The sequence below is a fragment of the Mesoterricola sp. JemC181 genome (assembly GCF_055384585.1).
The window spans coordinates 1,620,726-1,645,614 of sequence record NZ_AP045076.1 but is presented as its reverse complement, the minus strand read 5'-3'; the positions used below and the strand labels follow the sequence as shown (position 1 = coordinate 1,645,614).

The window sequence follows — 24,889 nt, the reverse complement described above, 5'->3', positions numbered from 1 at the left end:
AACAATTGGCGAACGCTACTTGCCCTTTTTCTTCACCGCGGGATCGATGGCGCCGGCCGGGAGGGGGAGCTTCATGCGCTCAGCAGTCTCCTTGCTGACGTATACGGGATCCTTGGCGCCCGGCCCCGCGGTGAGCACCGCGCCCAGCTGCAGCAGGCCCTGGGACAAGCCCACCGTGGGGACGTCCCGGCCCGAGGCGCGGTAGATCATCCGGGCGGTGAGGCGGCCCTTGGCGCCCAGCAGGGGGTCGCCCTCGACGATGAAGATGAACCCGGGGTTCCGGCTCATGGCGCTGGCCAGGGTCTTGTTGTAGTCCTTCTCCTCCCGCAGGTCGACGATCAGCAGGGAGATGTTGCGGGCCTTGGCGGTGTCGGCCAGGTCGATGAGCTCGAACTGGCTGGCGTCCTTGTCGCAGATGGCCATGGCCACCTGGCGCTCGGGCCAGATCTCCTTGACCACGTCGAAGAGGTGGTCGTAGTCGCCCGCCCGGAGGGGGGCGCAGAGGATGGCCGCAGCCGCAAGGAGCCTACCGGTGGACAGGTGGAACATGGGCCCCCCTCAACGTGTGGTTTCACCTTGATGGGATCAAATTCCTTCAAATCGCCGGCATTGGCAAGCTAAATTTTCCGCAGGACGAGGCAGCCGTTGGTGCCGCCGAACCCGAAGTTGTTGTTCAGGACGTATTCGCCGTCGAAGGTGCCGGCGACGTTGGCCGTCACGTCCAGGTCGCAGTCGGGGTCCTGGTCCACCACGTTGATGGTGGGCGGGATCTTCCCGGTGCCGGCCACGAGGGCCGCCACGATGGTCTCCAACCCGCCCGCCGCGCCCAGGAGATGGCCGGTCATGGACTTGGTGGAGCTCACCTTGAGCCTGGCGACGTGGGCTCCGAAGACGCCCTTGAGGGCGGAGCACTCGATGCGGTCGCCGGCGGGGGTCGAGGTGCCGTGGGCATTCGCGTACCCCACCTGCTCCGGGGCGATGCCGGCGTCCTTGATGGCCGCGGCCATGACGCGCCGGGGCCCGTCGCCGTCTTCGCTGGGGCTGGTGATGTGGTGGGCGTCCCCGCTCATGCCGTACCCGCAGACCTCGGCGTAGATCTTCGCGCCCCGGGCCTTGGCCAGCTCGTACTCCTCGAGCACCACCACGCCCGCGCCCTCGGCCATGACGAAGCCGTCCCGGCCCTTGTCGAAGGGACGGCTGGCCTCGGTGGGGGCCTCGTTGCGGGTGGAGAGGGCGCGCATGGCGCCGAAGCCGCCCACGCCCAGCGGGTTGATGACCGAGTCGCTGCCGCCGGCGATCATGCGGTCGGCATAGCCGAACATGATCTGGCGGGCCGCATCGCCGATGGCGTGGGTGCCCGTGGCGCAGGCGGTGGCCATGGCCGCGTTCGGGCCCTGGAGGCCGTACTTGATGCTCACGAAGCCGGAGGCCAGGTTGATGATGAGGCTGGGGATGAAGAAGGGGCTCGTGCGCCGGGGTCCCCGGTAGCCGTTGGCCTCCTCCCAGATGGTGGAGAGGCCTCCGATGCCCGAGCCGATGGAGATGCCGAACAGCTCCCGCTCGGCCTTGCTCAGCTCGCCCAGTCCCGAGTCGTTCATGGCCTCCTGGGAGGCGGCCATGGCGTACTGGATGAACAGATCCATCTTCTTCTGTTCCTTGCGGTCGATGTACAGGTCGGCGTTGAAGTTCTTCACCTCGCCCGCGATCTTGCACGCGTAGTCGGTGACGTCGAACTTCGTGATCGTCCCGATGCCGCTCCGGCCGGCCAGGAGGTTCTCCCAGGTTTCGGCGACGGTGTTGCCGCAGGGGTTGACGGTCCCCATGCCCGTGATGACGACGCGCCTGCGCTGAATGGTGGTCATGGCCTCACCTCAGATGACAAGGATGCCACAGGCATGGGTCCGGCAACCTCTCCGTTTCACTGGAAACGGGAGGGCTCGGACGTCTGCCTGAAATTTTCTAACGGCGAGCGCCGCAGGACTTTTCGTTCTGCGGCGCCGGGATGGTTCCCAAGGAATGTTCAGGCCTTGGCATTCTTCTCGATGTACGAGATGGCATCGCCAACCGTACGGATCTTCTCCTGCTCGCTTTCGGGGATCTCGATCCCGAAGGCTTCTTCGATGGCCATGATGATCTCAACCGTATCCAAGCTGTCGGCGCCGAGATCGTCAACGAAGTGACTGTTCTCGGAAATGGAATCCTCGGGCTTGGCAAGCTGCTCGGCGATGATCGCAATGACCTTTTTGCGGATTTCAGCCATGGTCTCTCCTTAGAACCTGACGAGGCTAGCATGGCTTTTCCGGAATGCCAAGCGGCTAGACTGGATGGCATGCCGCGACCCGTCCAGAATCCCGTCCCCGAAAGGGGCTGGCCCCTAGGGTGGAGCACCTCCCTGCGCGAGTTCGAGGTCTTCCTCGCCGTCGAGCGCGGGCTCTCCCGCCACACGGTTTCGGGCTACCTCTCCGACCTCCAGCACCTGGCCCTGTGGGCCACCGGGGCCGGCCTGCCGCCCTCGGACCTGGACCGGGACCGGGTCACGGCGTTCCTGGTGTCACAGCAGTCCACAGGCAAGGCGGCACGGAGCATCGCGCGCCTCTCCTCGGCGCTCCGCCAGTTCCTGGGTTTCATGCGCATGGAGGGCGAAGGCGCCGCGGGCCCCGAGTCCGTGGTGCGCCCGCCGCGCCCTCCCCGCATCCTGCCCAGGACCCTTTCCGAAACCCAGGTGGAGGCCCTCCTGGGCGCGCCCGACCTGAACGCGCCTCTGGGCGTGCGGGACCGGGCGTGGATCGAGCTGCTCTACGCCTCGGGCCTCCGGGTCTCCGAGCTGGCGGGCCTTTCCGGCCTCACGGTGTTCCTGGACGAGGGCTTCCTCAAGGTGATGGGCAAGGGCCGGAAGGAGCGCCTGATCCCCTTCGGCGAGAGCGCCGAGCACTGGGTGCGCCGGTGGCTGGCCCTGCGCCCCTCCTTCAGGCCCCAGGACGACACCCTGTTCGTGGGAAGGCGGGGGGAACCCCTCACCCGGCAGCAGTTCTGGCGCCTCCTGAAGGCCTACGCGGTCCGGGCGGGCATCCGCCAGGAGGCCGTGAGCCCCCATGTGCTGCGCCACGCCTTCGCCACCCACCTCCTGGACCATGGCGCCGATCTGAGGGCCGTGCAGTCGATGCTCGGCCATGCGGACATCTCCACCACCCAGATCTACACCCACGTGCACCAGACCCGGCTCAGGGCGCTGTACGACCGGATGCACCCAAGATCATAAATGTTAATTAATGCATCGTAAATTTTAATGAATTCGATTAATTCAATATTTTAGTTATATTTGGCCAAACCATACCCATGAGGCGGAATCGGGCATGTCCCCGAAAATGCTGTTGATTCGGTTCGATTTCAATTCCTGCATTTCGGAATGGACCCTTCGTGCATAATGAATCCAAGATCTGTTCATATTTCAGCCCTGAAATGGACGGATTGGGTTGGGGCAAGCCCCATCACTTCCGTTTGAGGACCCGCAGTGATCGAATCCGGAAAACGAATCATTGATCAAGTCATCCTCCGGCTTCTGGCCGAACATGCGGTGCCCGATCAGGCGACCCTTCTGGACCTGCTGGCCAGGGACGGCTACGCCCTCACCCAGGGGACCCTGTCCCGGCGCCTGGCCCGGCTTTCCATCCGCAAGCGGGGAGGCCGCTACCAGCGGGTCCCCAGCGCCGCCCAGCCCCCCCCGCCCTACGCCTTCGTCCCGTCCGCACCCAATCTCCTCGTGCTCCAGACCCACCAGGGTCTCGGCCAGGCCCTCGCCCTGCGGGTGGACCGCACCACCGTCAGGGGCGTGGCGGGCACCGTGGCGGGCGAAGACGCCCTGTTCATCGCCATCCACGGCGATTCCTCCCTGGAGGAAGTGCAGAAGGAGGTCGAGCAGGTGCTCGGCCCACCCCGGGCGCGCATCTAAAGAGAGCCTTCTATTTCCAAAACACCCTCAAGGAGGGCGTCGGCAAAAGGGGAGGTTAGGCAGGTGGACGAAGCCGCGGCTTCCCGCCATGATGGGATCTGGAGAATCCACTGATGGCCCCACGAAAATCCACGAAGGTTGCCGCCGCCCCTGAAGCTGGAACGCCTGAGGCGGCCCCCGAAGCAAAGACGGCCAAGCCCCGGACCCGGAAAGCCGCAGCCCCCGTCGTAGCCGCCCCGCCTGCCGCCCCCGCCCCGAAAGCGGCGCGCAAGCCCAGGGCCGTCGCGCCGACGGCCCCCGCCGCCGTGCCCGAACCCACCCTCGAGGCGTCCGTTCCCGCCGTCGCCGCGCCCGTGCCCGCCGTCCTGCCCGCGGCCCCCGCGGGAGACCCCCTCACCGCCCCGGCCCGGGCCGTGCTGCAGGCCATCCAGGACGGGGCCGCCGTGGAGCTGCTCTTTGTCGACGCCGAGACCAATCCGCCCCGCACCTTCGAACCCCGCCAGCTGATCTTCGACACCTTCGCCAGGGAATGGTACGTCTGGGGCTGGGACCGCCGGTACAACGCCGAGCGCCACCACCGGCTGGACCTCATCGCCCAGGTGGGTCCCGTCGAGGGCATGGGCCGCGCGGCCCAGGGCCCCTACAAGGAAGGCACCGCCGCGAACCTCATCGGCGGCTGGCTTGGCGGCGAGCCCATCCGCGTGAAGGCCGTGCTGCTCAAGCAGTGGATCTTCGCCGTGCGCCAGGCCCCCGCCCCCTTCCCCGAATTCGTCATCGAGGAACTGGAGGAAGGCAAGGCCCAGGTCACCTTCGTCGGCACGGATCTGCGGGCCATCGCCCGCTGGGCCATGCAGTTCGGGGACGGAATCCAGGTGATCGAGCCGCAGCGGCTCCAGGACCGCATCAAGCAGGTGGGCATCGCCTGGGCCGGCAAACCCGCCCCGGCCCCCGCGCCCGCCGCCGACCGCCCCGCCTCCGACCGCCCCCGCCGGGACCACGGCCACAAGGAGCACCGCTCCGAGCACCGGTCCGAACGGGAAAACCGGGAGCCCCGGGAAGCCAGGGAGACGCGCGAACCCCGGGATTCCGCCCCGGAACCCCGCCGCAAGCCCGAGCCCTCCCGCCACGTGCCCGAGGCCCCCAAGCCCACGGTCAAGGCCGGCAAGATCGAGATCCGCATCGACCGTCTCTGATTCTTCTCTCGGCGAACCTCGGCCCCACGGCCGCCTCGGCGATACCTTCTGTTTCTAGACTCGACGGCGCGCTGAAGCGTTGCGCCGCGGGATCCCGGACAAGGAAGGCATCGCCGAGGCAGCCGAGGGGCTGAGGATCGCCGAGAGAAAACGGGTTCAGTACCAGCGGCCAGTCATTCGTCTGAAGGCCTTCTCCCGGCGGGCGATAGGCCGAAAGCCGGAACAGACGGTCGGCCCTGCCAACTCGGGGCAGGCGTTGCATGCCTGCCGATCCGGGCCCCGGTGCCGGTAGTGCCGCCAGAAGGCGAAAAAGCCCGCAAGCACGGCCAGGGCCACCCCCCAGCCGGCCGGCCCGGAACGCAGGCCCCGCACCGCCAGGAAGGTCCCCAGGGCCGCCGGCAGGAAGCGCGACAACCACTTGGAGGGCCGCCCGCGCGTCAGCAGCAGGAGCAGGACGCCCCAGGAAGCCATCAGGGCCCAAAGCGAACCGGAAGGTGCGAGCAGGCCCGCACCGGTCCCCGCCACGAACCCCATTCCCGTCAGAAGGCAGCCCTTGCAGACCCGCATGCGCCCCAACGCCACCACCTCGCCGCGGTAGGCGGCGCACAGGGGGTGGTGGGCGAAGCGGTGGAACCGGTGGGCGCGCCGGCTGAACCGGTCGATGCGGCGGGCCAGGTCCCGGTCGATCACGCGCCGGGCGGCTTGGGACGCAGGACCACGGCGGTGCCGTAGGCCACGATCTCGTTGGTGTTCTGCATGAGGTCCCCGGAATCGAAGCGGAACCCGAGGATGGCGTTGGCGCCCATCTGGCGCGAGTGCAATTCCAGGCGGTTCATGGCCTCGTTGCGCGATTCCCCGGCCAGTTCGGTCAGCATGGTGATCTCGCCGCCGAACACCTGCTGGCATCCCGCGCAGGCCGTCCCCACGATGCTGCGGGAGCGCACGGTGATGCCCCAGCAGGGACCGATGATCCGCTCGATCTCCGTGCCGGGGGGCGGCTCGAAGGTGGTGAGGATGGGCATCTGGTGGATGGAGATGGTGGCCATGGCTAGCGCGCTCCCAGGACAGGCAGGGCGATCATCAGGAGCGCCGCGATGACGGCGCAGATGGCGGCCCCGGACGCCTTCAGGCGCATGGTGTGCCTGGTGGCGATGAAGATGAGGAAGATGGAGGCGAAGGTGAAGAGGTCGAGCGCGTTGAAGAGGGCGTGGAGCTTGACGCTGTCGGGGGCCAGGTAGAAGCCCAGGGACGTGGGGGAGAGGGCGTCGGGCTTGGCGCCGCCGATGGTCTTCAGGGAGCAGATGATCCCCAGAAGGATGGCCTTGGGGGCGCCGACCAGGCCGGCGACGACCGTGGCGGAGAAGGCCTGCCGGTAGCTGGGCTTGCGGCCCTCGTGGCTCCAGGAACCCACGATCCAGTAGACCAGGGCCAGGATGAGGCTGACGACCGCCAGGCCCAGCAGCCCGCCCAGCACGCTGAAGGGAAGGATCATCTTGGTCTGCATGGAGATGATGTTGTCGATGGACTCGGCGGGGATCTTGGGATTGGCCTCGAGCATGGGACGGAGCATGGCGTCCACGTCCACCCGGCGGGCCCACAGGACCGCGACCACGGTGTTGAGGAGCGTCAGGAGGGCCAGCGCGCCTCCCCACACCGGCGTGGCCTCCAGCCGCCTGAACAGGGCCTCGGGCTCGGTGAACACCCCCACGAGCTGCTCCAGGAGGCCCGGGGCCTTCACGGGTTGCGGAGCGGCCTCGCTGCCATAGAGGCTTTCGGACGGATTGGATTCATTCATGGCTGGCCTCGTTCGGGGTTGTTGGTAAATTTTCGCAGCATCGGCGCCGCTTTCAATGTCAAATTCCCGCTCCTCCCCCTCGAGGAACGATGGCCACGCTCGCCGCACACAACTGGGAACGGAGACGAGACCATGAAGGTTGATCCAGGGCTGGGCCGTCATCTACTTGAGCAGGAGGAGCGGTACGGGACCCCCGGACCCCGTTCCCTTGAGCAGGTGTTCCTGCGCGCCGACGGCGCCTACCTGTGGGATCTCCAGGGGAACCGCTTCATGGATTTCCTCGGGGGGGACGGCGCGGTCAGCCAGGGCCACAACCACACCCGCATCGCCGCCGCCATGGTGGAGCAGTGCCTCCGGCTCTCCCTGGTGACCCAGGCGGTGCGCCACGCGCGGCTGGCCCCCTTCCTCGAGAAGCTCTGCACCGTGACGGGGTTCGGGGCCGCCCTGCCCATGAACACCGGCGCCGAGGCCGTGGAGGTGGCCATCAAGGCCGCCCGGCGCTGGGCCTACCGGGTCAAGGGCATTCCGCCGGGCAAGGCCGAGATCCTCGTGTTCACGGGCAACGACCACGGGCAGACCACGACCCTGGCGGGACTGTCCTGCGACCCGGACGCCGCCGGGGACTTCGGCCCCTTCGGCCCGGGGTTCCACATGGTGGCCTACGGCGACCTGAACGCGGCAGGGGCGGCGGTGGGGCCCTGCACCTGCGCCATCCTGGTGGAGCCCATCCAGGGCCGGGCCGGGCTCCGGATCCCCCCCCGGGGCTACCTGCGGGGCCTGCGGGAACTCTGCGATCGCCACGGGCTCCTGCTGCTGCTGGACGAGGTGCGGTCCGGCCTGGGGCGCACCGGCAAACTGTTCGCCTTCGAACACGAGGGCATCCGCCCCGACGGGGCCGTCCTGGGCAAGGCGCTGACCGGAGGCTTCTATCCGGCCAGCGCCTTCCTGGCCTCCAGGGAGGTCATGGACCTGTTCACCCCCGGTTCCCACCGGTCCACCTTCGCAGGCAACCCCTTGGCCTGCGCCGTGGCCTCCGCCGCCCTGGACGTGCTGGCCGAGGAGCGCCTTGCGGACCGGTCCGCCGAGCTGGGTGCCTACTTCCTCGCACGCCTGCGGGCCATGGAGAACCCCCGCGTGCAGGAGGCGCGGGGCCTGGGCCTCTGGGTGGGGCTGGAGCTGCGGGGCCCCGAGGCCGTCCGGATCTGCGAGGCCCTGGCCCACGAGGGGCTCCTGTGCCAGGCGGTGTGTGATACGGTCATCGTCCTCGTACCGCCCCTGGTGATCACCCGCGAGCAGCTGGACTGGGCCCTGGAGAAGCTGGAGCGGGTCCTGGGCAGGTAAAAGGAAAGCGGGCCCGGAGGCCCGCTTCCAGTGCGTACGGACGGACTAGAAGTGCAGGCCCAGGTAGAAGGAGCCCGCGACCTGGGGCGCCATGGCGCGCAGGGTGCGGTTGTCCATGCTGCTGAGGGCCTGGAGCTGGGTCTGGGTGGTCTTCACGGGGGTGCCGGCCACATCGACGCCCACGTAGGGACGGAGGGAGCCCATGCGCCAGGTGCCATCCAGGCTCAGGCGGACCCAGGGGCGCAGGTAGGTGTTCGAGGCATCCACGCGGCCGGTGATGACGCCGTTCTGGAAGATGGCGCCCTGGGCGGAAAGGGCTTCGCCCCTGCCCTCCAGGTGGAAGCCCAGGGAGACGCTGGAGCCCAGGGGCATGAGGTAGCCCGCGCCCAGGGACCAGTAGCTGTGGGTGATCTTGATGTCGGTGAGATCCACGGCGCCGGTGTTGAGCGCCATCTGGGAGGAGGAGTCCAGCTTCCCGCCCACTTCGTAGTACCAGTTGCGGGCGGAGGCGATCTCGCCCATGAAGCGGATCCCCACCCCGATGGAGCGGTCCGCCTGGTCCTTGGTGCCCGCCTGCACGGTGATGGAGGTGGGCCGGATCAGTTCCCCGAAGACCTGGATCCGGGCGTCCAGGGCCTGGACCGGCGTCTGGGCGAAGAGGGATCCTGCGGAAAGTGCTGCGACCAGGACTGTTGTGATCTTCACGAGTCCTCCTTAAGAGTTGGGAACCAGGGGGGGCGAACAAGGGGGAAGCGTCGGGGATCCGACGCTTCCCAAGGGGGATGCAATCAGGGTGCCACGGGGGTGGCGGGGCCATTGGTGACCACGATGTCCCAGTGGTAGTTGAAGGGGATCTTGTAGGCGTAGCTGAGATCCTTGCCATCGCTGGCCTTGATGTGGACGTTGCCGGTTGCCGTCTTGATGGCCTCGATCCACTCCGTCCGGTTGAGGGCGCGGGGAACCAGCTTGCCCCCGGCGTTGTTGGCTGTGATCGCCTTGAGGGCGTATACCCGCAGGGTGGCGGAGCCGGAGGGCCGGAGTTCGAAGGGGACGTCGAACCAGCAGTAGCCTGGGGCGACGGTGGTCATCAACGTCGTCTTGGCCACCGGGTCGGTATAGATCTGGCCGCTGGTCATGGTGACCCGGGCGTCGGTGAGGATGGGGAGCGTGTCCGGGTTGGGGGTGGTGGTGCCGCTGAAGACCGGATAGCCGCTGGACGGATTGCCGGCAACGGTCTGGGCCGGGAAGCTGCCTGGCAACATGAAGTGCTGAGTTGATTGGTCGGTTGCCAGTTCCACGACCCAGAAATCGGGGGCGACCGGGGCGCCGAGGCTGTCCTTGGTGGCATTGAACCAGGTGACCCGGTAGCCGCCGAGGCTGGGCGTATCCGTGACCAGGGGGTTGGGAATCTTGAGGCTGCCGTCGGCGTTCCGGCCGCGCTTGTCGACCATGGTGTCCTGGGGCGGGACGAAGCCGAACCTGGCCGTGGCGTCGCCGGAGGCGACCCCGGTGAGGCCGGTGGGCGGCTGCAGGGTGGTGCCGTCGGCCAGCCAGGTGCGGGCGATGGTGCAGCCCGAGACGCTGTTGTAGTAGGGCGTGAACGCGGTCCAGAAGAAGCGGCCGACGCCGTTGGGACTGGGCACCAGCCCGTTCTCCGCCGCCGGGAAGGAGGCATCGAAGGTGCCCTGGCCCGTGGCGTTGAGGTTGAAGGCGCTGTTCCGGGGGGTGATGCCCGCGTGGCTCGGCCAGGTGGTGGCCGAGGTGTAGCGGAAGCCCGGGAAGACCGCCAGATTCCCGTTCAGGGAGTTCTGCCAGTCCAGGGCGGCGGCGTTCAGGGTGACCGGCCACTGCCAGACCCTGGACCAGAGGTATTCGGAGTAGGAGAAGACGCTCCGGATGGGATTGAGCGGCCGGGTGGAAGGGGTGATCACCTGGCGGTTGACGTCGTTGGCGTCGTAGGGAATGAGGAGGTCGGCCAGACCGCCCGAGAAGGCCGAGGCACCCTGAGAGTCGTACACCGCGGCGTTGAAGAAGGCGGGAACGGCGCCTGCCACGGGCAGCGGGGACAGGCTCACCGTGTCCGAGCTCCAGCCGGCCACATCCAGGTCATAGGGGTCCGTGGACGCGCCGGGGGCGCGGAAGGCCTGGAACTCCGAAGCCTTGTAGGTATTGGGGACGGCCGAGTCACCCTGATAGGTGGGGTAGTCGAGGTTGAAGCCCAGGTTGGCCGAGGTGCCGGCGCTGGTGGTTTCCACCGTGGGGATCGTCTTGAGCATCAGGGGCCATTCCGCGAAGATCTGGAAGGCCTGGATGCCCGAGAAGGTGGCCGCCATGTTGTCTTTCTCTTCCCAGACGGGAGCGGTCCAGGGCACGGAGGGACGGAACAGCCAGCGGTCCGTCGGGATCCCGCCGGGCAGGGCGGTCGTTCCCTGCAGCTTGCGCAGGGAGGCGACGGCCGTCTCGGCCGCGAAGCCCTGGGCGGTCACGATGTTCAGGACCGGGTTCCAGGGGGCGACGGCAGCCGCGGGATTCTCGAAGCCGAAGGAGGAGACCGTGGTGGTGGAATCCAGGGTCGCGCCCAGGGTCGGATCCATGAACGCGCCGCTGGGGGCGTTGGGGATGCGCATGAAGTAGGACCGGCTGTCGGGGATCGCCGGATTCGTCCAGGAGGGGATGTCGATCCAGAAGGGCAGGTCCGAGCGGACCGGCACCGAGATGGTCGCGTTGATGCCCTGGGAATCGGCCACCGCATAGCTGTAGGTGATGCCGTCCTGGAAGATCTGGATGGTGGCGCCCAGGCCGTTGGCGGCGGTGGTGACCTTCGGCAGGGGCGTGACCGCCTGGCCGGTATCGTCCTTGATCTGGCGGTAGAGGAAGTTCAGGGTGAACAGCTGGGTGTTGATGCCGTCCACAACCACCCACTTGCGCGTCTTCTTGGGGACCACCAGGCTGGAGCGGCCGACCTTCGCGCAGCTGTTGGCCGGGTCCTGCACGTCGGTGGTGTCGGTCACCGTGAGGTCCACGCGGTAGGCGATGATCTTGCCGGCCTCGCCGGGGAAGGAGACCTCGCCGGGGCTGGCGACGCCGCTGGCGCTGGGCACGCCGCCCGGGAACGTCCAGGCGTAGGTGAGGGCTCCACCGGAGGTGGGGGCCACGCCGGTGCCGGCGAAGAGGAGCTTGCCGCCGGCGGGGATGTAGACGACGTCGGGATCGGAGTCGCCCGCGGGAATGACGGGGACGCCCTTGCCGCCGTCCAGGATCGTCTTGGGATCCGGGGGCGGGGTCCCCGAGGCCTGGGGGGAGGAGATGGAAGCCGTGGGAAGCGCGTTCAGGGACACCGTGACCGTGAACGACACCTGGGTGGCGGCGGCGTTCGAACTGCGGTTGTCGGTGCCGTTGATGGTGACCGTGGCATTCCCGGAGAACGCATCCGGGTAGATGTGGCTCAGGGTCACCACCGATCCGCCCGAGGCGCTGGTGCTGGTGGTGGTGGTTCCGGTGACGACCCTGGGCTGGCAGGCGGAGTCGGGTCCGCCCCAGTCGACGGTGTAGGAGACCGGATCGTTGTCCTGGTCGGAAACGGCGAAGACGAGGTTGACGGCCTTGGAGGTCAGGGCCGAGGTGATCGGCGCCGCCGGGGTGCTGATGGTGAACCCGGGCTTGTGGTTCGCGCCCAGGGTCTTGATGGTCATGACCGGGCCGCTGGCGGGGACGCCGACGATGCCCAGGCTGTCCGTTGCGAAGGCCGAGGGGGTGGAGGTCCGGGTGCCGGTGGCCGCCGCGCCGGGGTACTGCACCGTGGCGGCGTAGGCGCCCCCGCCCGTGCTGACGAGGCTGGTGACCGTCGCCCCGGCGTCGTTGGGCTGGAAGGTGATGAGGTTGGCGGGAATGGGATCGGTCGCGCCGCCGGCGCCGGCCCTCGGGTTGGTCACGGTGAAGGTGAACACCTGGCTCACGGTCCCGTTCAGGTCCACGTTGAGGGTGGTGGCGCCCGGCGTGGTGAAGGCGACCACGGGCAGGGGTGTGTTGACCACCTGGAAGGCCACGGAGGGGCTGAAGTCGCCCACGCCGCCGTTGGCGTCGATGGCCCGGACCCGCACGGGGATGGTCCCGGTGACGGTGGTGGGGAAGGTGTGGTTGACGGTGGTGGTGCGGGTCGTGCCGGTGGGGCTCGCGTCGGGGGCCGAGGTCACGGTGTTGCCGTCGCCGAAGTCCCAGACGAACTGCTGGATGGTGTCCGAGGTGTTCGGGTCCGTGGCGGAGGCGGTGAAGGCGTACACCTTGTTCTGGAGCAGGCCGGAAGCCGCGGGGGTGGTGATCCTGGAGACCGGGGGCAGGTTGGCCTGGACCGTGATGGGAATGGCGACCGTGGTGACGCCGCCCTTGCCGTCGTCGGCCGTCACGGAGGCGTTGGAGATGCCCTGGGCCGTCCAGGCGTGGGTCGCGGTGGCGCCGGTGACCTTGGCGGTCCCGTCGCCGAAATCCCAGGTGATGGTCGGCGTGTCGGCGTTGGCGTCGGTCACGCCGGCGGTGAAGGTGATGGGCTGGTAGGCGAAGGGGTTGCCGGTGGGGTTCTGGGTGTAGGCGAGGACGGGCGGGGCGTTGGCCAGGATGTTCAGGACCAGGGAGATGGACTTGTTCCCGCCCGGGATCCCGTTGTCGGCCTTGAAGGCCATCGTGTAGATGCCGGCGGCCGCGTAGGTGTGGGTCTGGGTCAGGGAGGTGGTGCTGGAGACGTCCCCGACCGCGCCGGTGTCGCCAAAGGTCCAGCTGTAGGTCAGGGAGGCGTTCTGGGGATCCACCGCCGTGGCGGTGAACGTGATCGGGACGTTCTGCCAGGTCGAATTGGCGGCGCCTGGGACGGGAATGTCGGCCGACGCGACCAGGGAGATGATCGGCGCCTGCGCGACGCTGAGGGTGGTGTTGACGGTCATGGCCGGCAGGGTCACGAGATCGCTGAGCAGGACGCCCGTGGTGTCCTGCACCGAGACGGTCGGCGAGAAGGTGCGGCTGTCGGTGGTGGCGGCCGCCGGGAACGTGGCGGTGGCGGTCCATTCGTTGGTGGTGCCGGGCTTGGCCGTTACCACAGGGCTGCTGCCGGTCGCCAGGGGGTCGTTGGTCTTGAAGGTGATGCCGGCGGCGTTGTAGGTGAGCCCGCTGGCGGGGTCGAGGTCGATGGTGAAGTCGAAGGTGTAGAGAACGTTGCTGCCGACCTGGGTCTGCAGGGTGCTGGGCGCGGCCGGCGCGACCGGGCTGACCGTGAAGGGGTTGGAGGCCTGGGTGACGGTGAAGGTGGTGGCGACGGCGGTCCCGGCGAGGCCGTGGCTGTCGGTGGGCGTCACCGTCACCGTGAGGGCGTTGGACGCCGACCGGAACGCGTGCTGGGCGGTGAACGGCGCGGCGGTCACGGTCTGGACCGGCGTGCCGTCCCCGAAATTCCAGATGCAGCTGGCGACGGAATCGCCCAGGTCGGGATCCGTCGTGCTGGTGGTAAAGGTGTATATCTTATATTCCACGAGGGTGTTGGTCGTGGCATTGACAACGGGGGCCGTGGCCGACGGCGCCGAATTCACCGCAACTTTGTTGCTGGGACTGTTACCACCTCCGCCGCATGCGCAAAGCAGCGCCAAGCAGGTGGCAGAAAGGATGATCCCGGAGTTGCGCAATGTGAATCTCATGGATGCCCCTTCGCATTGAAGCCGAAGAAAAGAACCAGCAATTACCCAAATTAGTACAGAAAGATCGGCCGATATGATGGCTCCGATCATACAATCAACCCCATCCAGGGGCCATTTATTTCCATGACTCTATGAAAATAGATGCCCGGAAGGCCTGGGCTTCACGATTTGCCTAGGGACGGGCCACCGTCTGGATCGTTACCGGGGGAAAGAGCACCGGAACGCTCTGGATATTCAGACTGTCCTTGATCTTCAAGGAAGGCGTCGCCGTGTAGACGGCGCCGGCGCCCCCGGAGGCGGGGTAGGCCATGGCGATGGACCAGGGCACGGCCCCGTCCAGGGTGCCCATGATCTTGACCACGGGCACCGCGGTGGCCAGCGGACTGCCCGGCGTGAACAGGAAATCCTCGTTGGGCACCGTCCCCATCCCGTTGTAGGTGACACGGAACTGGAAGATGACGGTGGTGCTGGTGCCCTGGCCGGCCTGCACGCTGATGGCGGCGGCGGGGGTGACGGGGATGACGGTGAAGGGATTGGCTGAAGGCGCCACCACGAAGGTCGTGGCGGAGGCGGGGCCGTTCAGGCCATGGGTGTCCCGGGCGGTGACCGTCACCTTCACCGCCGCGGACGCGGCCAGGAAGGCGTGCTGCACCGAGAAGGGCGAGGTGGTGACCGCCTCCGGGAGGGAGCCGTCCCCGAAGTCCCAGGTGCAGCTCACGACCTGGTCGTAGAGATCCGGATCCGTGGCGCCGGTCGTGAATAGGTATGTTTTATATTGAGACAGGTTGGTGTCGTTCGTGCTCGCCTTCGGCGGCGTCACGGCGGGGGGCGAGTTGATGGAGAGCCGCTCCCTGGGGCTGTTCCAGCCGCCCATGGTGCAGCCGCAGAGCAGGATCGGACCAAGCCCGGTGAGCACGAAGCAGCGCAGCATGGGTTTCATGGTCTCCCCTTCGGCATGATGTCCACCTTACCGCTTTGAAAACCTGATTTACCAGAACCAAGGTGCCGCAATGCCCCGGGAGCCGCCTTCGCCTCAGCCCTGGATCCACTCTGCGGAAAGGCCCAGGAGGCGGTCCACCGCCGCCCGTCCCCGGGGCCCGGGATCCACGGTGAAGTCGTTCACCCAGGCCCGGACGTAGCGTCCGATCATCTCGGTGTCCATGCCCCGCCCGAAGGACTGGGAATAGGCCACCGCCTCGTCGTGCCGCTCCCGCGCCAACTCGACGCTGCGGCGCATGAGGTTCGCGAAGCGCGCCTTCACGTCCTCGGGGAGGTCCTTGCGGATGGCGTTGCCGCCCATGGGAAGGGGCAGGCCGCAGTCGGCCTTCCACCAGGCGCCCAGGTCCTCCACGAGGTGCAGCCCCCGGTCCCGGAACATCAACTGGCTCTCGTGGATGAGCAGGCCCGCCTCGAAGGCGCCCTCGGCTACCGACTCCATGATCCGGTCGAAGGGGACCAGCTCGACCTTCAGGCCCGGCATCCACCGGCGCATGGCCAGGTAGGCGCTGGTCCGCAGGCCCGGGATGGCCACCGTGACGCCGGCCAGGTCCGCGGGGGCCATGGGCTTCCGGGAGATCACCACGGGACCCGTGCCCTCCTGGATGCTTGAGCCGGCGGTGAGCAGCTGGTAGGTGGACGCCAGCTCGGGGTAGGCGCCGAAGCTGATGGCGGTCACCTCGTACGGCGCCCCCAGGGCCTCGGCGTTGAGCGTCTCGATGTCCTTGCGCACGAAGCGGAAGTCGAAGCCCTCGGTGTCCATCCACCCCAGGGCCAGGGGCGCCATCATGTACGCGTCGTCGGAATCGGGACTGTGGGCGATCGTGAAGGGCATCAACGGGCTCCGTGAAGGGGTGCGTGGAGCGACGCGAGCTTTTCCTTCACTCGCTCCACGGCCTTCACGGCCAGGGCGTATCCGGGGTTCTCCTGCACGGCGCTGCGGTAATGATCCAGGGCCTGCTCCAGTTTGTCCAGGGCCTCGTACACGCGGCCCAGGTTGTAGTGCGGGTAGCAGTAGCTTTCGTAGCGCTTGGCCTTGAGGGCCATGTGGAGCCAGGGGATGGTGTCCTCGTACTGGCCCAGTTCCAGGTAGTAGGCGCCGATGTCGTTGTAGGGGTTGCCGTACTCGGGGTCCAGGTCGATGGCCCGGTGGCAGTCGGCGATGGCGGCGTCGAAGTCCTTCTGGAAGGAGCGGGCCCACCCGCGGTACGTGTAGGCCTCGGGCGTCCGGTGCAGGTCCAGGGACTTGGTGTACAGCTCGATGGCCCGGTCCACCTCGCCACGCATGTGGTGCTGGTAGGCCTTGCTGACCAGTTCCATCGCCTCTTGCTTCTTGTCGTCGGTGCTCATGGAGGGCCTCGAGGGAACCCCATCATAGGACAATTCCGGCAGATGGGAGCCTAAGCTTGAAGGCGGAGGAGACTGACCGCCTGCCACAGGATATACCCGCCCATCGCCCCCACCAGCACCCCCCCCACCCGGAGGAGGCCGGTCCGCCAGGACTGGCGAAGCCGCGTCGCGGCCAGGCCGAGCCCCAGGAGAATGGGAAGGTTTCCCAGACCGAAGCAGACCATTCCGGCCGCCCCCATGCGCCAGGATCCGGCGTCCAGGGCCCGCAGGAGCATCATGTAGACCAGCCCGCAGGGGATGAAGCCCCAGGCCAGCCCCAGGAGGTAGGGGGCCCCCCCCCACTTGAGGCCCCGGGCCAGGAAGCTCTGGAGGGGCCGGGGCATGGGGAATTCCATGAGGCTGTCGGCGCGCCGGCCCAGGGCCATGAACAGCCCCAGGAGGAGCATCAGGAACCCGATGCCCAGCTTGACCCACACCTGCCAGGGCCAGGCCTGGGCGGCGATGAGGGCCTGGCCGTCGGGGCGGCAGCAGGCGTGCATGTCCTGCACGGTCTGGAGCCTCGCGAATCCGCCCAGGAAGCCGATGGCGGCCCCCAGGACCGCGTAGGTGCTCACCCGGCCCGCCTGGAACATCAGGTGGCGGGGCCACATGCGGCCCCCCTCCCTGGCCTGGGCCAGGCCGAACGAGGCCACGATGGGCCCGCACATGCCCGCGCAGTGGCCCACGGAGCCCAGGAGCCCGGCGATCCACATGATCACGAGCCAGGGCAGGGCGTGGGACTGGTTGAGCCAGGTCTCGAGCACTTTTCACCTCTGCCGGGATTCTACCGGGCAAGGCCCGACCCGGGTACGGCTATCCTTGTAGGATGACGAACGAGATCCCTGGAACCTTCTGCCAGAACTGTTTCACCTGGAACCCGGGAGAAAGGGAGATCTGCCGCAAGTGCGGCACCAGGCTCCTGATCGTCGCCGGGGACCAGACCTGGGAGGAGACCGAGGAGATGGAGGCCGAGGACGACCTCGACGAGCATCTCCTCGAGCGCATCACCGGCCTGGAGGAGACCCTGCGCCGGGTGGAGACCTACCTCGAGACCGTCTCCGACCAGATGGGCCGCCTGGAGCGCAGCGAGGTGATGCTGCGCAACGGCCTCATGTCCCTGGTGCAGGAGATGGAGCACAAGGGCCAGCTCGACGGCCGCGCCTTCTCCTCCCGGTGGGAGCAGCTGGTGGAGGAGAACCTGCAGCTCATCAGCGCGCGCGAGCTCTTCACCCGCTACCGCGCCCGGATACTCCCCATCGCCAAGCCCAAGGCCGCCTCGCAGCTCAAGCGGGCCCTCCTGGAGACCTCGGCCCTGCTGGACAACGGCCAGCTGCCCGAGGCCGCCACGCGCCTGGGCGAGGCCCTGGCGCTGGACCCGCGCAACTACGAGCTGGTGTTCACCGTGGCCGCCCTCAAGGAGGTGGCCCAGGTGTGGGACGAGGCCGAGCAGCTGGCGCGGCGCGTGGTGCAGCTCAGCCCCCGCCACTTCGAGGGCTGGATGCTCCTGGCCAAGGTGCTCCAGGACGACCCCGCGCGGGCCGACGCGGCCATCGAGACCCTGCGCATCGCCTCCGACCTGCGCCCCGACGAGGCCGGCCCCAAGATCCAGCTGGCCGAACTCCTCCTGGAGGAGGAGGACCTGCAGGGCGCGCTCGAGAGCTCGCAGGAGGCCGTGAACCTCCAGCGGGACGGGGAGACCCTGTGCCTGCTGGCCGAGGCCCTCCTGGCCCGGGGCGAGGCCCCCAAGGCCATCCCGCTCCTCAAGGAGGCCTCAGGCTACCTCCCCGGGGACCTGCGGGTCCGCGAGCTCCTGGCCGAGGGCTACATCCTCGCCGACGAGCGTCCCAAGGCCTTCTCCATCCTCGCCGAGCTGCTGCGCCAGCACCCCGGCGATCCCCAGCTCCTCCTGCTCCTGGACGCCGAGAACGCCGCCCAGCTCCGCAGCGCCAGGGGCGGCAAGGCCGAGGCCCGCTACCTGCTGGACGACGCCGAGGACTGGCTCTCCGAGGGCAACCTCGCCGAGGCCGAGGGCGTCCTCAAGAAGGCCCGGCGCAAGGACAGGAGCGAGCGCCTGGAGTGGCTGGAGCTGAACCTGGCCTACCAGAAGGACCCCAAGGCCCACCTGGGCAAGGCCGTCCTCTTCGCCGGCAGCCCCCGCCATCCGCGCCTGTGCTTCCAGGCCCTGCGCCTGGCCCTGGACTCGCTCATGGACCGCAACGACGAGAAGGGCCTCAACCAGGCCCTGGACGTGTTCTTCAACGCCCACCCCAAGAGCAGCGGCGCCTGGGAGGCGGCCATCATCCGCCAGGCCCACCGGCTCATGAACGCGAAGATCACCGAAGCCGACCTCGCCGAGGTGCGCCGGCTCCAGGCCAACCCCCTGCCCGGCCAGGAGGCCCGGGCCCGCACCCTGCTGGGCCAGTATCTCCTGGAGCTCAAGCATCCCCGGGAGGTCGTCCAGCTCGTGGACCCGGTCCTTGCAAGCGAGCCGACGATGATCAATCATTTCCAGTTGGGGATGGCCCTGGCGGCCCTCAGGGAGAAGGAAGAGGCCCTGGCGGTGCTGCGGGACGGCCTGGACTCGGACCCGGGGGATCTGCCCGAGAGCCAGACCACCCTGCTCCGGTCCCGGATGGAAGGAATGATTCATGACCTAGAGCAGCCGGCCGGTCATCTGTGATCGCGGTCAAAGGGTCCGTGACAAAGTTGACAAGTCTAGTCATGATTATTCGGGAAGGTTGGGTCCGGCCATGAGCACGTCACTGCAGCAGGTCACAGGTCAGGAATACAAGTACGGGTTCGTCACGGACATCGAGTCCGACAGCGTGCCCCCGGGGCTTGATGAGGATGTCATCAGGTTCATCTCCGCCAAGAAGGGCGAACCCGATTGGCTGCTTGAATTCCGCCTCAAGGCCTACCGCCACTGGCTCACCCTGACCGAGCCGGAGTGGGCCAACGTCCACTACGAGAAGCCCGACGTACGGAAGATCGTCTTCTACTCCGCCCCCAAGCCCCGGGAGGCCAAGTACCAGAGCATGGACGAGGTGGATCCCGAGCTCCTGCGCACCTTCGAGAAGCTGGGCGTGCCCATCAACGAACAGAAGGCCCTGGCCGGCGTGGCCGTGGACGTGGTGTTCGACAGCGTGAGCGTCACGACGACCTACAAGGCCCGGCTGGCCGAAGAGGGCATCATCTTCTGCAGCTTCAGCGAGGCGGTGCGCGAGCACCCCGAGCTGGTCCGGAAGTACCTGGGCTCGGTCGTGCCCACCTCGGACAACTACTACGCCGCCCTCAACTCGGCGGTCTTCACCGACGGCTCCTTCTGCTTCATCCCCAAGGGCGTCACCTGCCCCATGGACCTCTCCACCTACTTCCGGATCAACAACAAGGAATCCGGACAGTTCGAGAGGACCCTCATCGTGGCCGAGGAGGGCGCCTCCGTCAGCTACCTGGAGGGCTGCACCGCCCCGCAGTTCGACGTGAACCAGCTGCACGCCGCGGTGGTCGAGCTGGTGGCCCTGGACGACGCGAGCATCAAGTACAGCACCGTGCAGAACTGGTACGCCGGCGACAAGGACGGCGTGGGCGGCATCTTCAACTTCGTCACCAAGCGCGGCCTCTGCAAGGGCCGCAACGCCAAGATCAGCTGGACCCAGGTGGAGACGGGCTCCGCCATCACCTGGAAGTACCCCAGCTGCGTGCTCCTGGGCGAGAACAGCGTGGGCGAGTTCTACTCCGTGGCGCTGACCAACCACCGGCAGCAGGCCGACACGGGCACCAAGATGATCCACCTGGGCCGCAACACCAAGTCCACCATCATTTCCAAGGGCATCTCGGCCGGGTTCTCCAGCAACAGCTACCGGGGCCTCGTGAAGGTCCACCCCAAGGCCGAGGGCGCCCGGAACTTCAGCCAGTGCGATTCCATGCTCATCGGCAGCCACTGCTCGGCCAACACCTTCCCCTACATCGAAGTGCAGAACGTCTCGGCCAAGGTCGAGCACGAGGCCACCACGTCGAAGATCGGCGAGGAGCAGCTCTTCTACTTCCAGCAGCGGGGCATCCCTCCCGAGGACGCCATCTCCATGATCATCAACGGCTTCTGCAAGGACGTGTTCCGGGAGCTGCCCATGGAGTTCGCCGTGGAGGCCACCCGCCTCCTGGGCCTCAAGCTCGAAGGGAGCGTCGGCTGATGAACACCCATTCGGAGACAAGCATGCTTTCCATCCGCAACCTCACCGCCCGCATCGGCGAAAACGACGTCCTCAGGGGCATCAACCTGGAGATCAAGGCCGGCGAGGTGCACGCCATCATGGGTCCCAACGGCAGCGGCAAGTCCACCCTGGGCAAGGTCCTGGCCGGCCATCCCGCCTACGAGGTCACCGGCGGCGAGGTGCTGTTCCAGGGGAGGAACCTCTTCGACCTGGCCGCCGACGAGCGCGCCCGGGCCGGCATCTTCCTGGGCTTCCAGCACCCCATCGAGGTGCCCGGCGTCTCCAACGCCTCCTTCCTGCGCCTGGCCTACAACAAGAAGGCCGAGGCCAACGGCCGGGAGGAGCTGGACCCCCTGGAATTCGACGATTACATCCAGGAGCGCATCAAGCTCGTGAAGATGGACCCCTCCTTCCTGGACCGCAGCCTCAACGAGGGCTTCTCCGGCGGCGAGAAGAAGCGCAACGAGATCCTCCAGATGTGCGTGCTGGAGCCCGTGCTGGCCATCCTGGACGAGCTGGACTCGGGCCTGGACATCGACGCCCTGCGGGTGCTGGGCGAGGCCGTCACGGCCCTGCAGGGCCCCGACCGCGCCCAGCTCATCATCACCCACTTCCCCCGCATCCTGGAGACCATCCACCCCACCCAGGTGCACGTGCTCTCCGGCGGCAGGATCGTGCGCACCGGCGGCAGGGAGCTCGCCGACGAGCTCGAGGAGCGGGGCTACGACTGGCTCAAGGAAGAAGCCCCCGCGGGGAGGGCGTGATGGTGGCACTGGACGCCGTGCCCCTTCTCGAGGGCATCCTCTCCCGGCTCCGGCCCTCGGGCTGGGAGGCCCTGCGCGCCAAGGCCGAGGCGGCCCTGGAGGGCAGGGAGCTCCCCGCCACGCGCCAGGAGGACTGGAAGTACACCGACCTGGCCCCCATGCGCGACCTGGAGTTCGCCCCCGGCGCCGCCCTGGACGCCGACATCACCCACGTCATCCTCCCGGAGGCCCGCGGCTCGCGCCTGGTCTTCGTCAACGGCCACTACGCCCCCCACGCCAGCAACGTCACCAACCTGCCCGCGGGCGTGCGGTTCCTGAACCTCTCCTGCGCCACGGAAATGGCCCGGGACCTGGGGACCCTCTCCGGATCGGACTTCTTCGCGGACCTCAACCTGGCCCGGTTCCAGGACGGCGCCCTGGTCATCGTGCCCAAGGGCGTCCAGGTGGAGGCCCCCCTCCACGTGGTGTTCGTGAACCGCCAGGAGGGCGCCGTGCCCACCTTCGCCCTGCCCCGCCTGCTGGTGGTGGTGGAGCGCGGGGCCTCGGCCGTCCTGGTGGAGGAGCACCTGGGGACGGGCACCTACCTCACCAGCGGGGTCGCCGAGGTGATCGTCCGCGAGGACGGGCGCCTCATCCACGAGCGCATCCAGCGGGAATCCGACCTGGCCTTCCACTTCTCACACCTGGCGGCCCGGGTCGAGCGCGGCGGGAACTACGCCTGCCGCACCATCAGCTTCGGCGGGCGCCTCTCCCGGTCCACGCCCCACGTGGTCATGGCCGCCGAGGGCGCCGAGCTCAGCCTGGACGGCCTGGCCCTCCTGGGCGGCTCCCAGCTCTCGGACACCCACTCCTTCGTGGACCACACGGTCCCCCACTGCACCACCCGCCAGTCCCACAAGGTCATCGCCGACGACGCCTCCCGCGCCGTGTTCAACGGCCGGATCTTCGTGCGCCCCGGCGCCCAGGGCACCGACGCCCAGCAGCAGTGCCGCGGCCTCCTGCTGTCCCCCAAGGCCCGCATCGACACCAAGCCCGAGCTGGAGATCTTCGCCGACGACGTGAAGTGCGCCCACGGCGCGGCCATCGGGCAGCTGGACCCCGAGGGCCTCTTCTACCTGCAGAGCCGGGGCATGGACCCCGCCCTGGCCCGCAACGTCCTCACCTACGCCTTCGCGGCCGACCTCCTGGCCCGCATCCCCGTCACGAGCCTGCGGCGCCAGCTGAGGCAGACCGTGCTGGCCCGCACCCAGTCCGGCACCCTCGAGGCCCTGTCATGAGCACCGCCACCGCCCCCCTGGACATCCAGAAGATCCGCGCGGACTTCCCCACGCTCACCACGCCCTTCCACGGCAAGCCCGTGGTGTACCTGGACAGCGCCGTGTCCAGCCTCACCCCCCTGCCCGTCATCGAGCGCATGGCCCACTACCAGTCCTTCGAGCACACCAACGTGCACCGGGGCGTCTCCACCCTCAGCCAGGAGGCCACGGACCGCTTCGAGGAGGCCCGGGAGAAGGTGCGCGCCCTGATCAACGCGCCCAGCGTCAAGCAGATCATCTGGACCCGCGGCACAACCGAGAGCATCAACCTGGTGGCCCAGACCTTCGGCCGCCAGAACGTCCACGAGGGCGACGAGATCCTCCTGTCGGCCATGGAGCACCACTCCGACATCGTCCCCTGGCAGCTGCTGGCCGAGGACCGCGGCGCGAAAATCCGCGTCATCCCCATGAACGACGCCGGCGAGCTCATCCTGGACGGCCTGGACGACCTCATCACGGAGCGCACGAAAATCGTGGGCGTCACCCACGTCTCCAACGTCCTGGGCACCATCAACCCCGTCAAGGAGATCATCCGGCGGGCCCACGCCAAGGGCGTGCCCGTGCTGGTGGACGGCGCCCAGGGGGTGCCGCACCTCAAGGTGGACGTCGTGGACCTGGACGCCGACTTCTACGTGTTCAGCGGCCACAAGCTCTCCGGGCCCACCGGCATCGGCGTCCTCTACGGCAGGAAGAGCCTGCTGGAGGCCATGCCACCCTGGCACGGCGGCGGCAGCATGATCCTCTCGGTCACCTGGGAGGGCACCACCTTCGCGGCCATCCCCGGCAAGTTCGAGGCGGGCACCCCCCCCATCGCCCAGGCCATCGGGCTGGGCGCGGCCATCGACTACGTGCAGGCCATCGGCCTGGACCGCATCGCCGCCCACGAGCACGACCTGCTCCTCTACGCCACCGAGCGCCTCAAGGCCATTCCCGGCCTGCGCATCATCGGCGAGGCCAGGGAGAAGGCCTCGGTCCTGTCCTTCGTCCTGGAGGGCATCCACCCCCACGACATCGGCTCCATCCTGGACCACGCCGGCGTGGTCGTGCGCGCCGGCCACCACTGCGCCCAGCCCGTCATGACCCGGTTCGGCATCCCCGCCACCACCCGTGCTTCGTTCGCCTATTTCAACACGCGGGCCGACGTGGACGCCCTGGTCTCTGGCATCCTGAACGTCCAGGAGATCTTCCAGTGAGCGACCCCCGGGAGCTGTACCAGCAGGTGATCATCGAGCACAACAAGAAGCCCCGCAACTTCGGGGACCTCGAGCCCTGCACCCACCACGCCCACGGCCTGAACCCCCTGTGCGGGGACGACATCGTCCTCAAGCTCGTGGTGGAGGACGGCCTCGTGCAGGACATCCGCTTCACCGGCCACGGCTGCGCCATCTCCAAGGCCTCCAGCAGCCTCATGACCGTCAACGTCAAGGGCAAGCCCGTGGCCGACGCCGAGGTCCTGGTGGAGCAGTTCCGCGCCATGATCCGCGGCGCCCTCGACACCGCCACCGACCCCAACGTCCTGGGCCGCCTCAGCCTCTTCCAGGGCGTGCGGGACCTGCCCAGCCGGGTGAAGTGCGCCGTGCTGCCCTGGGCCACGCTGCACAGCGCGCTCCACGGCGAAGACATCGTCAGCACCGAATAGGACGCCCCATGCCGAAGATCGCCGAAATCGAGTACACCCCCAATCCCAACGCCGTGAAGTTCCAGCTGAAGGAGCCCGTCACCGTGGGCTTCCCCAAGGCCTTCCGGGACGCGGAGATGGCCGAGCACGACGAGCTGGCGCGGGGCCTCTTCGCCATCGGCCACGTGGTGTCGGTCTTCATGCAGGACAAGTTCATCACGGTCACCAAGGACGACGGCATCGGCTGGACCGAACTCCTGCCCAAGCTGGCCCCCCCCATCCGCCAGGCCCCGTCGGCGGCCGGCTCCACCCAGGAGGCCCCCCACTGGGACCGCCCCGAGGTGGACGAGAACGACCCCCTCATCCAGCAGATCCGCAAGGTCCTCGCCGCCAGCATCCTCCCCGCCCTGGCCGCCGACGGCGGCGGCCTGGACATCGTCGGCCGCCACGAGAAGCAGGTGATGATCCGCTACCTGGGCGCCTGCGGGTCGTGCCCGTCGGGACTTACGGGCACGCTCATGGCCATCGAGGGCATCCTGCGCAAGGAAGTGGACCCGGAGATCGTCGTCATCACCGTTTGAACCGGTTCTCGACGCCGGTATCCAGGGGAGCCTGCGGCGAGCTGGAGGAGGCCTCCAG

The 24,889-nt window shown here is 68.1% G+C and carries 23 protein-coding genes; 11 read left to right on the top strand and 12 right to left on the bottom strand.

Annotation, left to right across the window (positions count from 1 at the left end):
- Nucleotides 1-15: 15 nt before the first annotated feature.
- The 3 genes from ACZ5MC_RS07230 to acpP form a co-directional block, all read right to left on the bottom strand.
- Complete coding sequence (locus tag ACZ5MC_RS07230; RefSeq protein WP_464517398.1) at nt 16-549, bottom strand: hypothetical protein; 534 nt, start codon at nt 547-549, stop codon at nt 16-18.
- Nucleotides 550-617: 68 nt separating this feature from the next.
- Entirely contained in the window at nt 618-1,853 is a 1,236-nt protein-coding gene (gene fabF / locus ACZ5MC_RS07225; RefSeq protein WP_373432588.1) for a beta-ketoacyl-ACP synthase II, read from the bottom strand.
- Nucleotides 1,854-2,020: 167 nt separating this feature from the next.
- Complete coding sequence (gene acpP, locus ACZ5MC_RS07220) at nt 2,021-2,260, bottom strand: acyl carrier protein (protein ID WP_243334161.1); 240 nt, start codon at nt 2,258-2,260, stop codon at nt 2,021-2,023.
- A 69-nt stretch (nt 2,261-2,329) separates the two neighbouring features.
- On the opposite strand from acpP, the gene ACZ5MC_RS07215 reads away from it, so the two are divergent.
- From ACZ5MC_RS07215 to ACZ5MC_RS07205, 3 genes are all read left to right on the top strand, one after another.
- Nucleotides 2,330-3,259, top strand: a complete 930-nt coding sequence (locus tag ACZ5MC_RS07215; RefSeq protein ID WP_464517397.1) for a tyrosine recombinase — start codon at nt 2,330-2,332, stop codon at nt 3,257-3,259.
- A 252-nt stretch (nt 3,260-3,511) separates the two neighbouring features.
- A complete protein-coding gene (locus tag ACZ5MC_RS07210; RefSeq protein WP_306599641.1) occupies nt 3,512-3,949 on the top strand; it encodes an arginine repressor in 438 nt (145 codons plus the stop codon).
- A gap of 113 nt (nt 3,950-4,062) precedes the next feature.
- On the top strand, nt 4,063-5,142 hold the full coding sequence (locus tag ACZ5MC_RS07205) for a helix-turn-helix transcriptional regulator (RefSeq protein ID WP_464517396.1): 1,080 nt from the start codon (nt 4,063-4,065) through the stop codon (nt 5,140-5,142).
- Between the two features lie 156 nt (nt 5,143-5,298).
- Here the strand turns inward: ACZ5MC_RS07205 and ACZ5MC_RS07200 are convergent, their stop codons facing one another.
- From ACZ5MC_RS07200 to ACZ5MC_RS07190, 3 genes are read right to left on the bottom strand one after another with little or no spacing between them, the layout of a single operon-like run.
- Nucleotides 5,299-5,832 carry a hypothetical protein gene (locus tag ACZ5MC_RS07200; protein WP_464517395.1) on the bottom strand — a complete coding sequence of 178 codons (534 nt, stop codon included), beginning with the start codon at nt 5,830-5,832 and terminating at the stop codon, nt 5,299-5,301.
- Nucleotides 5,829-6,188 (bottom strand): YbjQ family protein, encoded by a 360-nt coding sequence (locus ACZ5MC_RS07195; RefSeq protein WP_306599638.1) that lies wholly within the window; start codon nt 6,186-6,188, stop codon nt 5,829-5,831. The genes ACZ5MC_RS07200 and ACZ5MC_RS07195 overlap by 4 nt, the downstream gene beginning before the upstream one ends.
- A 2-nt stretch (nt 6,189-6,190) precedes the next feature.
- On the bottom strand, nt 6,191-6,937 hold the full coding sequence (locus ACZ5MC_RS07190; RefSeq protein WP_464517394.1) for a YIP1 family protein: 747 nt from the start codon (nt 6,935-6,937) through the stop codon (nt 6,191-6,193).
- Between the two features lie 132 nt (nt 6,938-7,069).
- Here ACZ5MC_RS07190 and rocD point away from each other — a divergent pair, with 132 nt between their 5' ends.
- Nucleotides 7,070-8,278, top strand: a complete 1,209-nt coding sequence (rocD, locus tag ACZ5MC_RS07185; RefSeq protein WP_306599636.1) for an ornithine--oxo-acid transaminase — start codon at nt 7,070-7,072, stop codon at nt 8,276-8,278.
- Between the two features lie 45 nt (nt 8,279-8,323).
- Here the strand turns inward: rocD and ACZ5MC_RS07180 are convergent, their stop codons facing one another.
- From ACZ5MC_RS07180 to ACZ5MC_RS07155, 6 genes are all read right to left on the bottom strand, one after another.
- On the bottom strand, nt 8,324-8,983 hold the full coding sequence (locus ACZ5MC_RS07180; protein ID WP_306599635.1) for a hypothetical protein: 660 nt from the start codon (nt 8,981-8,983) through the stop codon (nt 8,324-8,326).
- An 83-nt stretch (nt 8,984-9,066) separates the two neighbouring features.
- Nucleotides 9,067-13,794 carry a PKD domain-containing protein gene (locus ACZ5MC_RS07175; RefSeq protein ID WP_464517393.1) on the bottom strand — a complete coding sequence of 1,576 codons (4,728 nt, stop codon included), beginning with the start codon at nt 13,792-13,794 and terminating at the stop codon, nt 9,067-9,069.
- A 334-nt stretch (nt 13,795-14,128) separates the two neighbouring features.
- A complete protein-coding gene (locus tag ACZ5MC_RS07170; protein ID WP_306599633.1) occupies nt 14,129-14,896 on the bottom strand; it encodes a PKD domain-containing protein in 768 nt (255 codons plus the stop codon).
- A 93-nt stretch (nt 14,897-14,989) separates the two neighbouring features.
- Nucleotides 14,990-15,787 carry an MqnA/MqnD/SBP family protein gene (locus tag ACZ5MC_RS07165; protein ID WP_464517392.1) on the bottom strand — a complete coding sequence of 266 codons (798 nt, stop codon included), beginning with the start codon at nt 15,785-15,787 and terminating at the stop codon, nt 14,990-14,992.
- Nucleotides 15,787-16,302 (bottom strand): tetratricopeptide repeat protein, encoded by a 516-nt coding sequence (locus tag ACZ5MC_RS07160; protein ID WP_306599631.1) that lies wholly within the window; start codon nt 16,300-16,302, stop codon nt 15,787-15,789. The genes ACZ5MC_RS07165 and ACZ5MC_RS07160 overlap by 1 nt, the downstream gene beginning before the upstream one ends.
- Nucleotides 16,303-16,352: 50 nt before the next feature.
- Entirely contained in the window at nt 16,353-17,105 is a 753-nt protein-coding gene (locus ACZ5MC_RS07155) for a sulfite exporter TauE/SafE family protein (protein ID WP_306599630.1), read from the bottom strand.
- Between the two features lie 62 nt (nt 17,106-17,167).
- On the opposite strand from ACZ5MC_RS07155, the gene ACZ5MC_RS07150 reads away from it, so the two are divergent.
- The 7 genes from ACZ5MC_RS07150 to ACZ5MC_RS07120 all read left to right on the top strand — a co-directional run bounded on the left by ACZ5MC_RS07150 (nt 17,168) and on the right by ACZ5MC_RS07120 (nt 24,831).
- Nucleotides 17,168-19,021, top strand: coding sequence for a tetratricopeptide repeat protein (locus ACZ5MC_RS07150; protein WP_306599629.1), 1,854 nt, complete (start codon nt 17,168-17,170; stop codon nt 19,019-19,021).
- A gap of 70 nt (nt 19,022-19,091) precedes the next feature.
- The gene (gene sufB, locus ACZ5MC_RS07145; RefSeq protein ID WP_306599628.1) at nt 19,092-20,531 is read left to right on the top strand and encodes a Fe-S cluster assembly protein SufB; all 1,440 of its coding nucleotides are present in this window, start codon (nt 19,092-19,094) and stop codon (nt 20,529-20,531) included.
- Nucleotides 20,532-20,554: 23 nt separating this feature from the next.
- A complete protein-coding gene (gene sufC, locus ACZ5MC_RS07140; protein ID WP_464517391.1) occupies nt 20,555-21,316 on the top strand; it encodes a Fe-S cluster assembly ATPase SufC in 762 nt (253 codons plus the stop codon).
- On the top strand, nt 21,316-22,593 hold the full coding sequence (gene sufD / locus ACZ5MC_RS07135; RefSeq protein ID WP_464517390.1) for a Fe-S cluster assembly protein SufD: 1,278 nt from the start codon (nt 21,316-21,318) through the stop codon (nt 22,591-22,593). The genes sufC and sufD overlap by 1 nt, the downstream gene beginning before the upstream one ends.
- Nucleotides 22,590-23,825, top strand: a complete 1,236-nt coding sequence (locus ACZ5MC_RS07130; protein ID WP_306599625.1) for a cysteine desulfurase — start codon at nt 22,590-22,592, stop codon at nt 23,823-23,825. The genes sufD and ACZ5MC_RS07130 overlap by 4 nt, the downstream gene beginning before the upstream one ends.
- Nucleotides 23,822-24,271, top strand: coding sequence for a Fe-S cluster assembly sulfur transfer protein SufU (gene sufU / locus ACZ5MC_RS07125; RefSeq protein WP_306599624.1), 450 nt, complete (start codon nt 23,822-23,824; stop codon nt 24,269-24,271). The genes ACZ5MC_RS07130 and sufU overlap by 4 nt, the downstream gene beginning before the upstream one ends.
- A gap of 8 nt (nt 24,272-24,279) precedes the next feature.
- Nucleotides 24,280-24,831: a NifU family protein gene (locus tag ACZ5MC_RS07120; RefSeq protein WP_306599623.1), complete on the top strand. Its 552-nt coding sequence runs from the start codon at nt 24,280-24,282 to the stop codon at nt 24,829-24,831.
- Nucleotides 24,832-24,889: the final 58 nt, after the last annotated feature.

Excerpts from the sequence above, each read along its gene's own strand:
- ACZ5MC_RS07230 (WP_464517398.1), bottom strand. The coding sequence starts at position 549 with ATGTTCCACCTGTCCACCGGTAGGCTCCTTGCGGCTGCGGCCATCCTC.
- acpP (WP_243334161.1), bottom strand. The coding sequence starts at position 2,260 with ATGGCTGAAATCCGCAAAAAGGTCATTGCGATCATCGCCGAGCAGCTT.
- ACZ5MC_RS07215 (WP_464517397.1), top strand. The coding sequence starts at position 2,330 with ATGCCGCGACCCGTCCAGAATCCCGTCCCCGAAAGGGGCTGGCCCCTA.
- ACZ5MC_RS07205 (WP_464517396.1), top strand. The coding sequence starts at position 4,063 with ATGGCCCCACGAAAATCCACGAAGGTTGCCGCCGCCCCTGAAGCTGGA.
- ACZ5MC_RS07195 (WP_306599638.1), bottom strand. The coding sequence starts at position 6,188 with ATGGCCACCATCTCCATCCACCAGATGCCCATCCTCACCACCTTCGAG.
- ACZ5MC_RS07190 (WP_464517394.1), bottom strand. The coding sequence starts at position 6,937 with ATGAATGAATCCAATCCGTCCGAAAGCCTCTATGGCAGCGAGGCCGCT.
- rocD (WP_306599636.1), top strand. The coding sequence starts at position 7,070 with ATGAAGGTTGATCCAGGGCTGGGCCGTCATCTACTTGAGCAGGAGGAG.
- ACZ5MC_RS07170 (WP_306599633.1), bottom strand. The coding sequence starts at position 14,896 with ATGAAACCCATGCTGCGCTGCTTCGTGCTCACCGGGCTTGGTCCGATC.
- ACZ5MC_RS07165 (WP_464517392.1), bottom strand. The coding sequence starts at position 15,787 with ATGCCCTTCACGATCGCCCACAGTCCCGATTCCGACGACGCGTACATG.
- ACZ5MC_RS07160 (WP_306599631.1), bottom strand. The coding sequence starts at position 16,302 with ATGAGCACCGACGACAAGAAGCAAGAGGCGATGGAACTGGTCAGCAAG.
- ACZ5MC_RS07150 (WP_306599629.1), top strand. The coding sequence starts at position 17,168 with ATGACGAACGAGATCCCTGGAACCTTCTGCCAGAACTGTTTCACCTGG.
- sufB (WP_306599628.1), top strand. The coding sequence starts at position 19,092 with ATGAGCACGTCACTGCAGCAGGTCACAGGTCAGGAATACAAGTACGGG.
- sufC (WP_464517391.1), top strand. The coding sequence starts at position 20,555 with ATGCTTTCCATCCGCAACCTCACCGCCCGCATCGGCGAAAACGACGTC.
- sufD (WP_464517390.1), top strand. The coding sequence starts at position 21,316 with ATGGTGGCACTGGACGCCGTGCCCCTTCTCGAGGGCATCCTCTCCCGG.
- ACZ5MC_RS07130 (WP_306599625.1), top strand. The coding sequence starts at position 22,590 with ATGAGCACCGCCACCGCCCCCCTGGACATCCAGAAGATCCGCGCGGAC.
- ACZ5MC_RS07120 (WP_306599623.1), top strand. The coding sequence starts at position 24,280 with ATGCCGAAGATCGCCGAAATCGAGTACACCCCCAATCCCAACGCCGTG.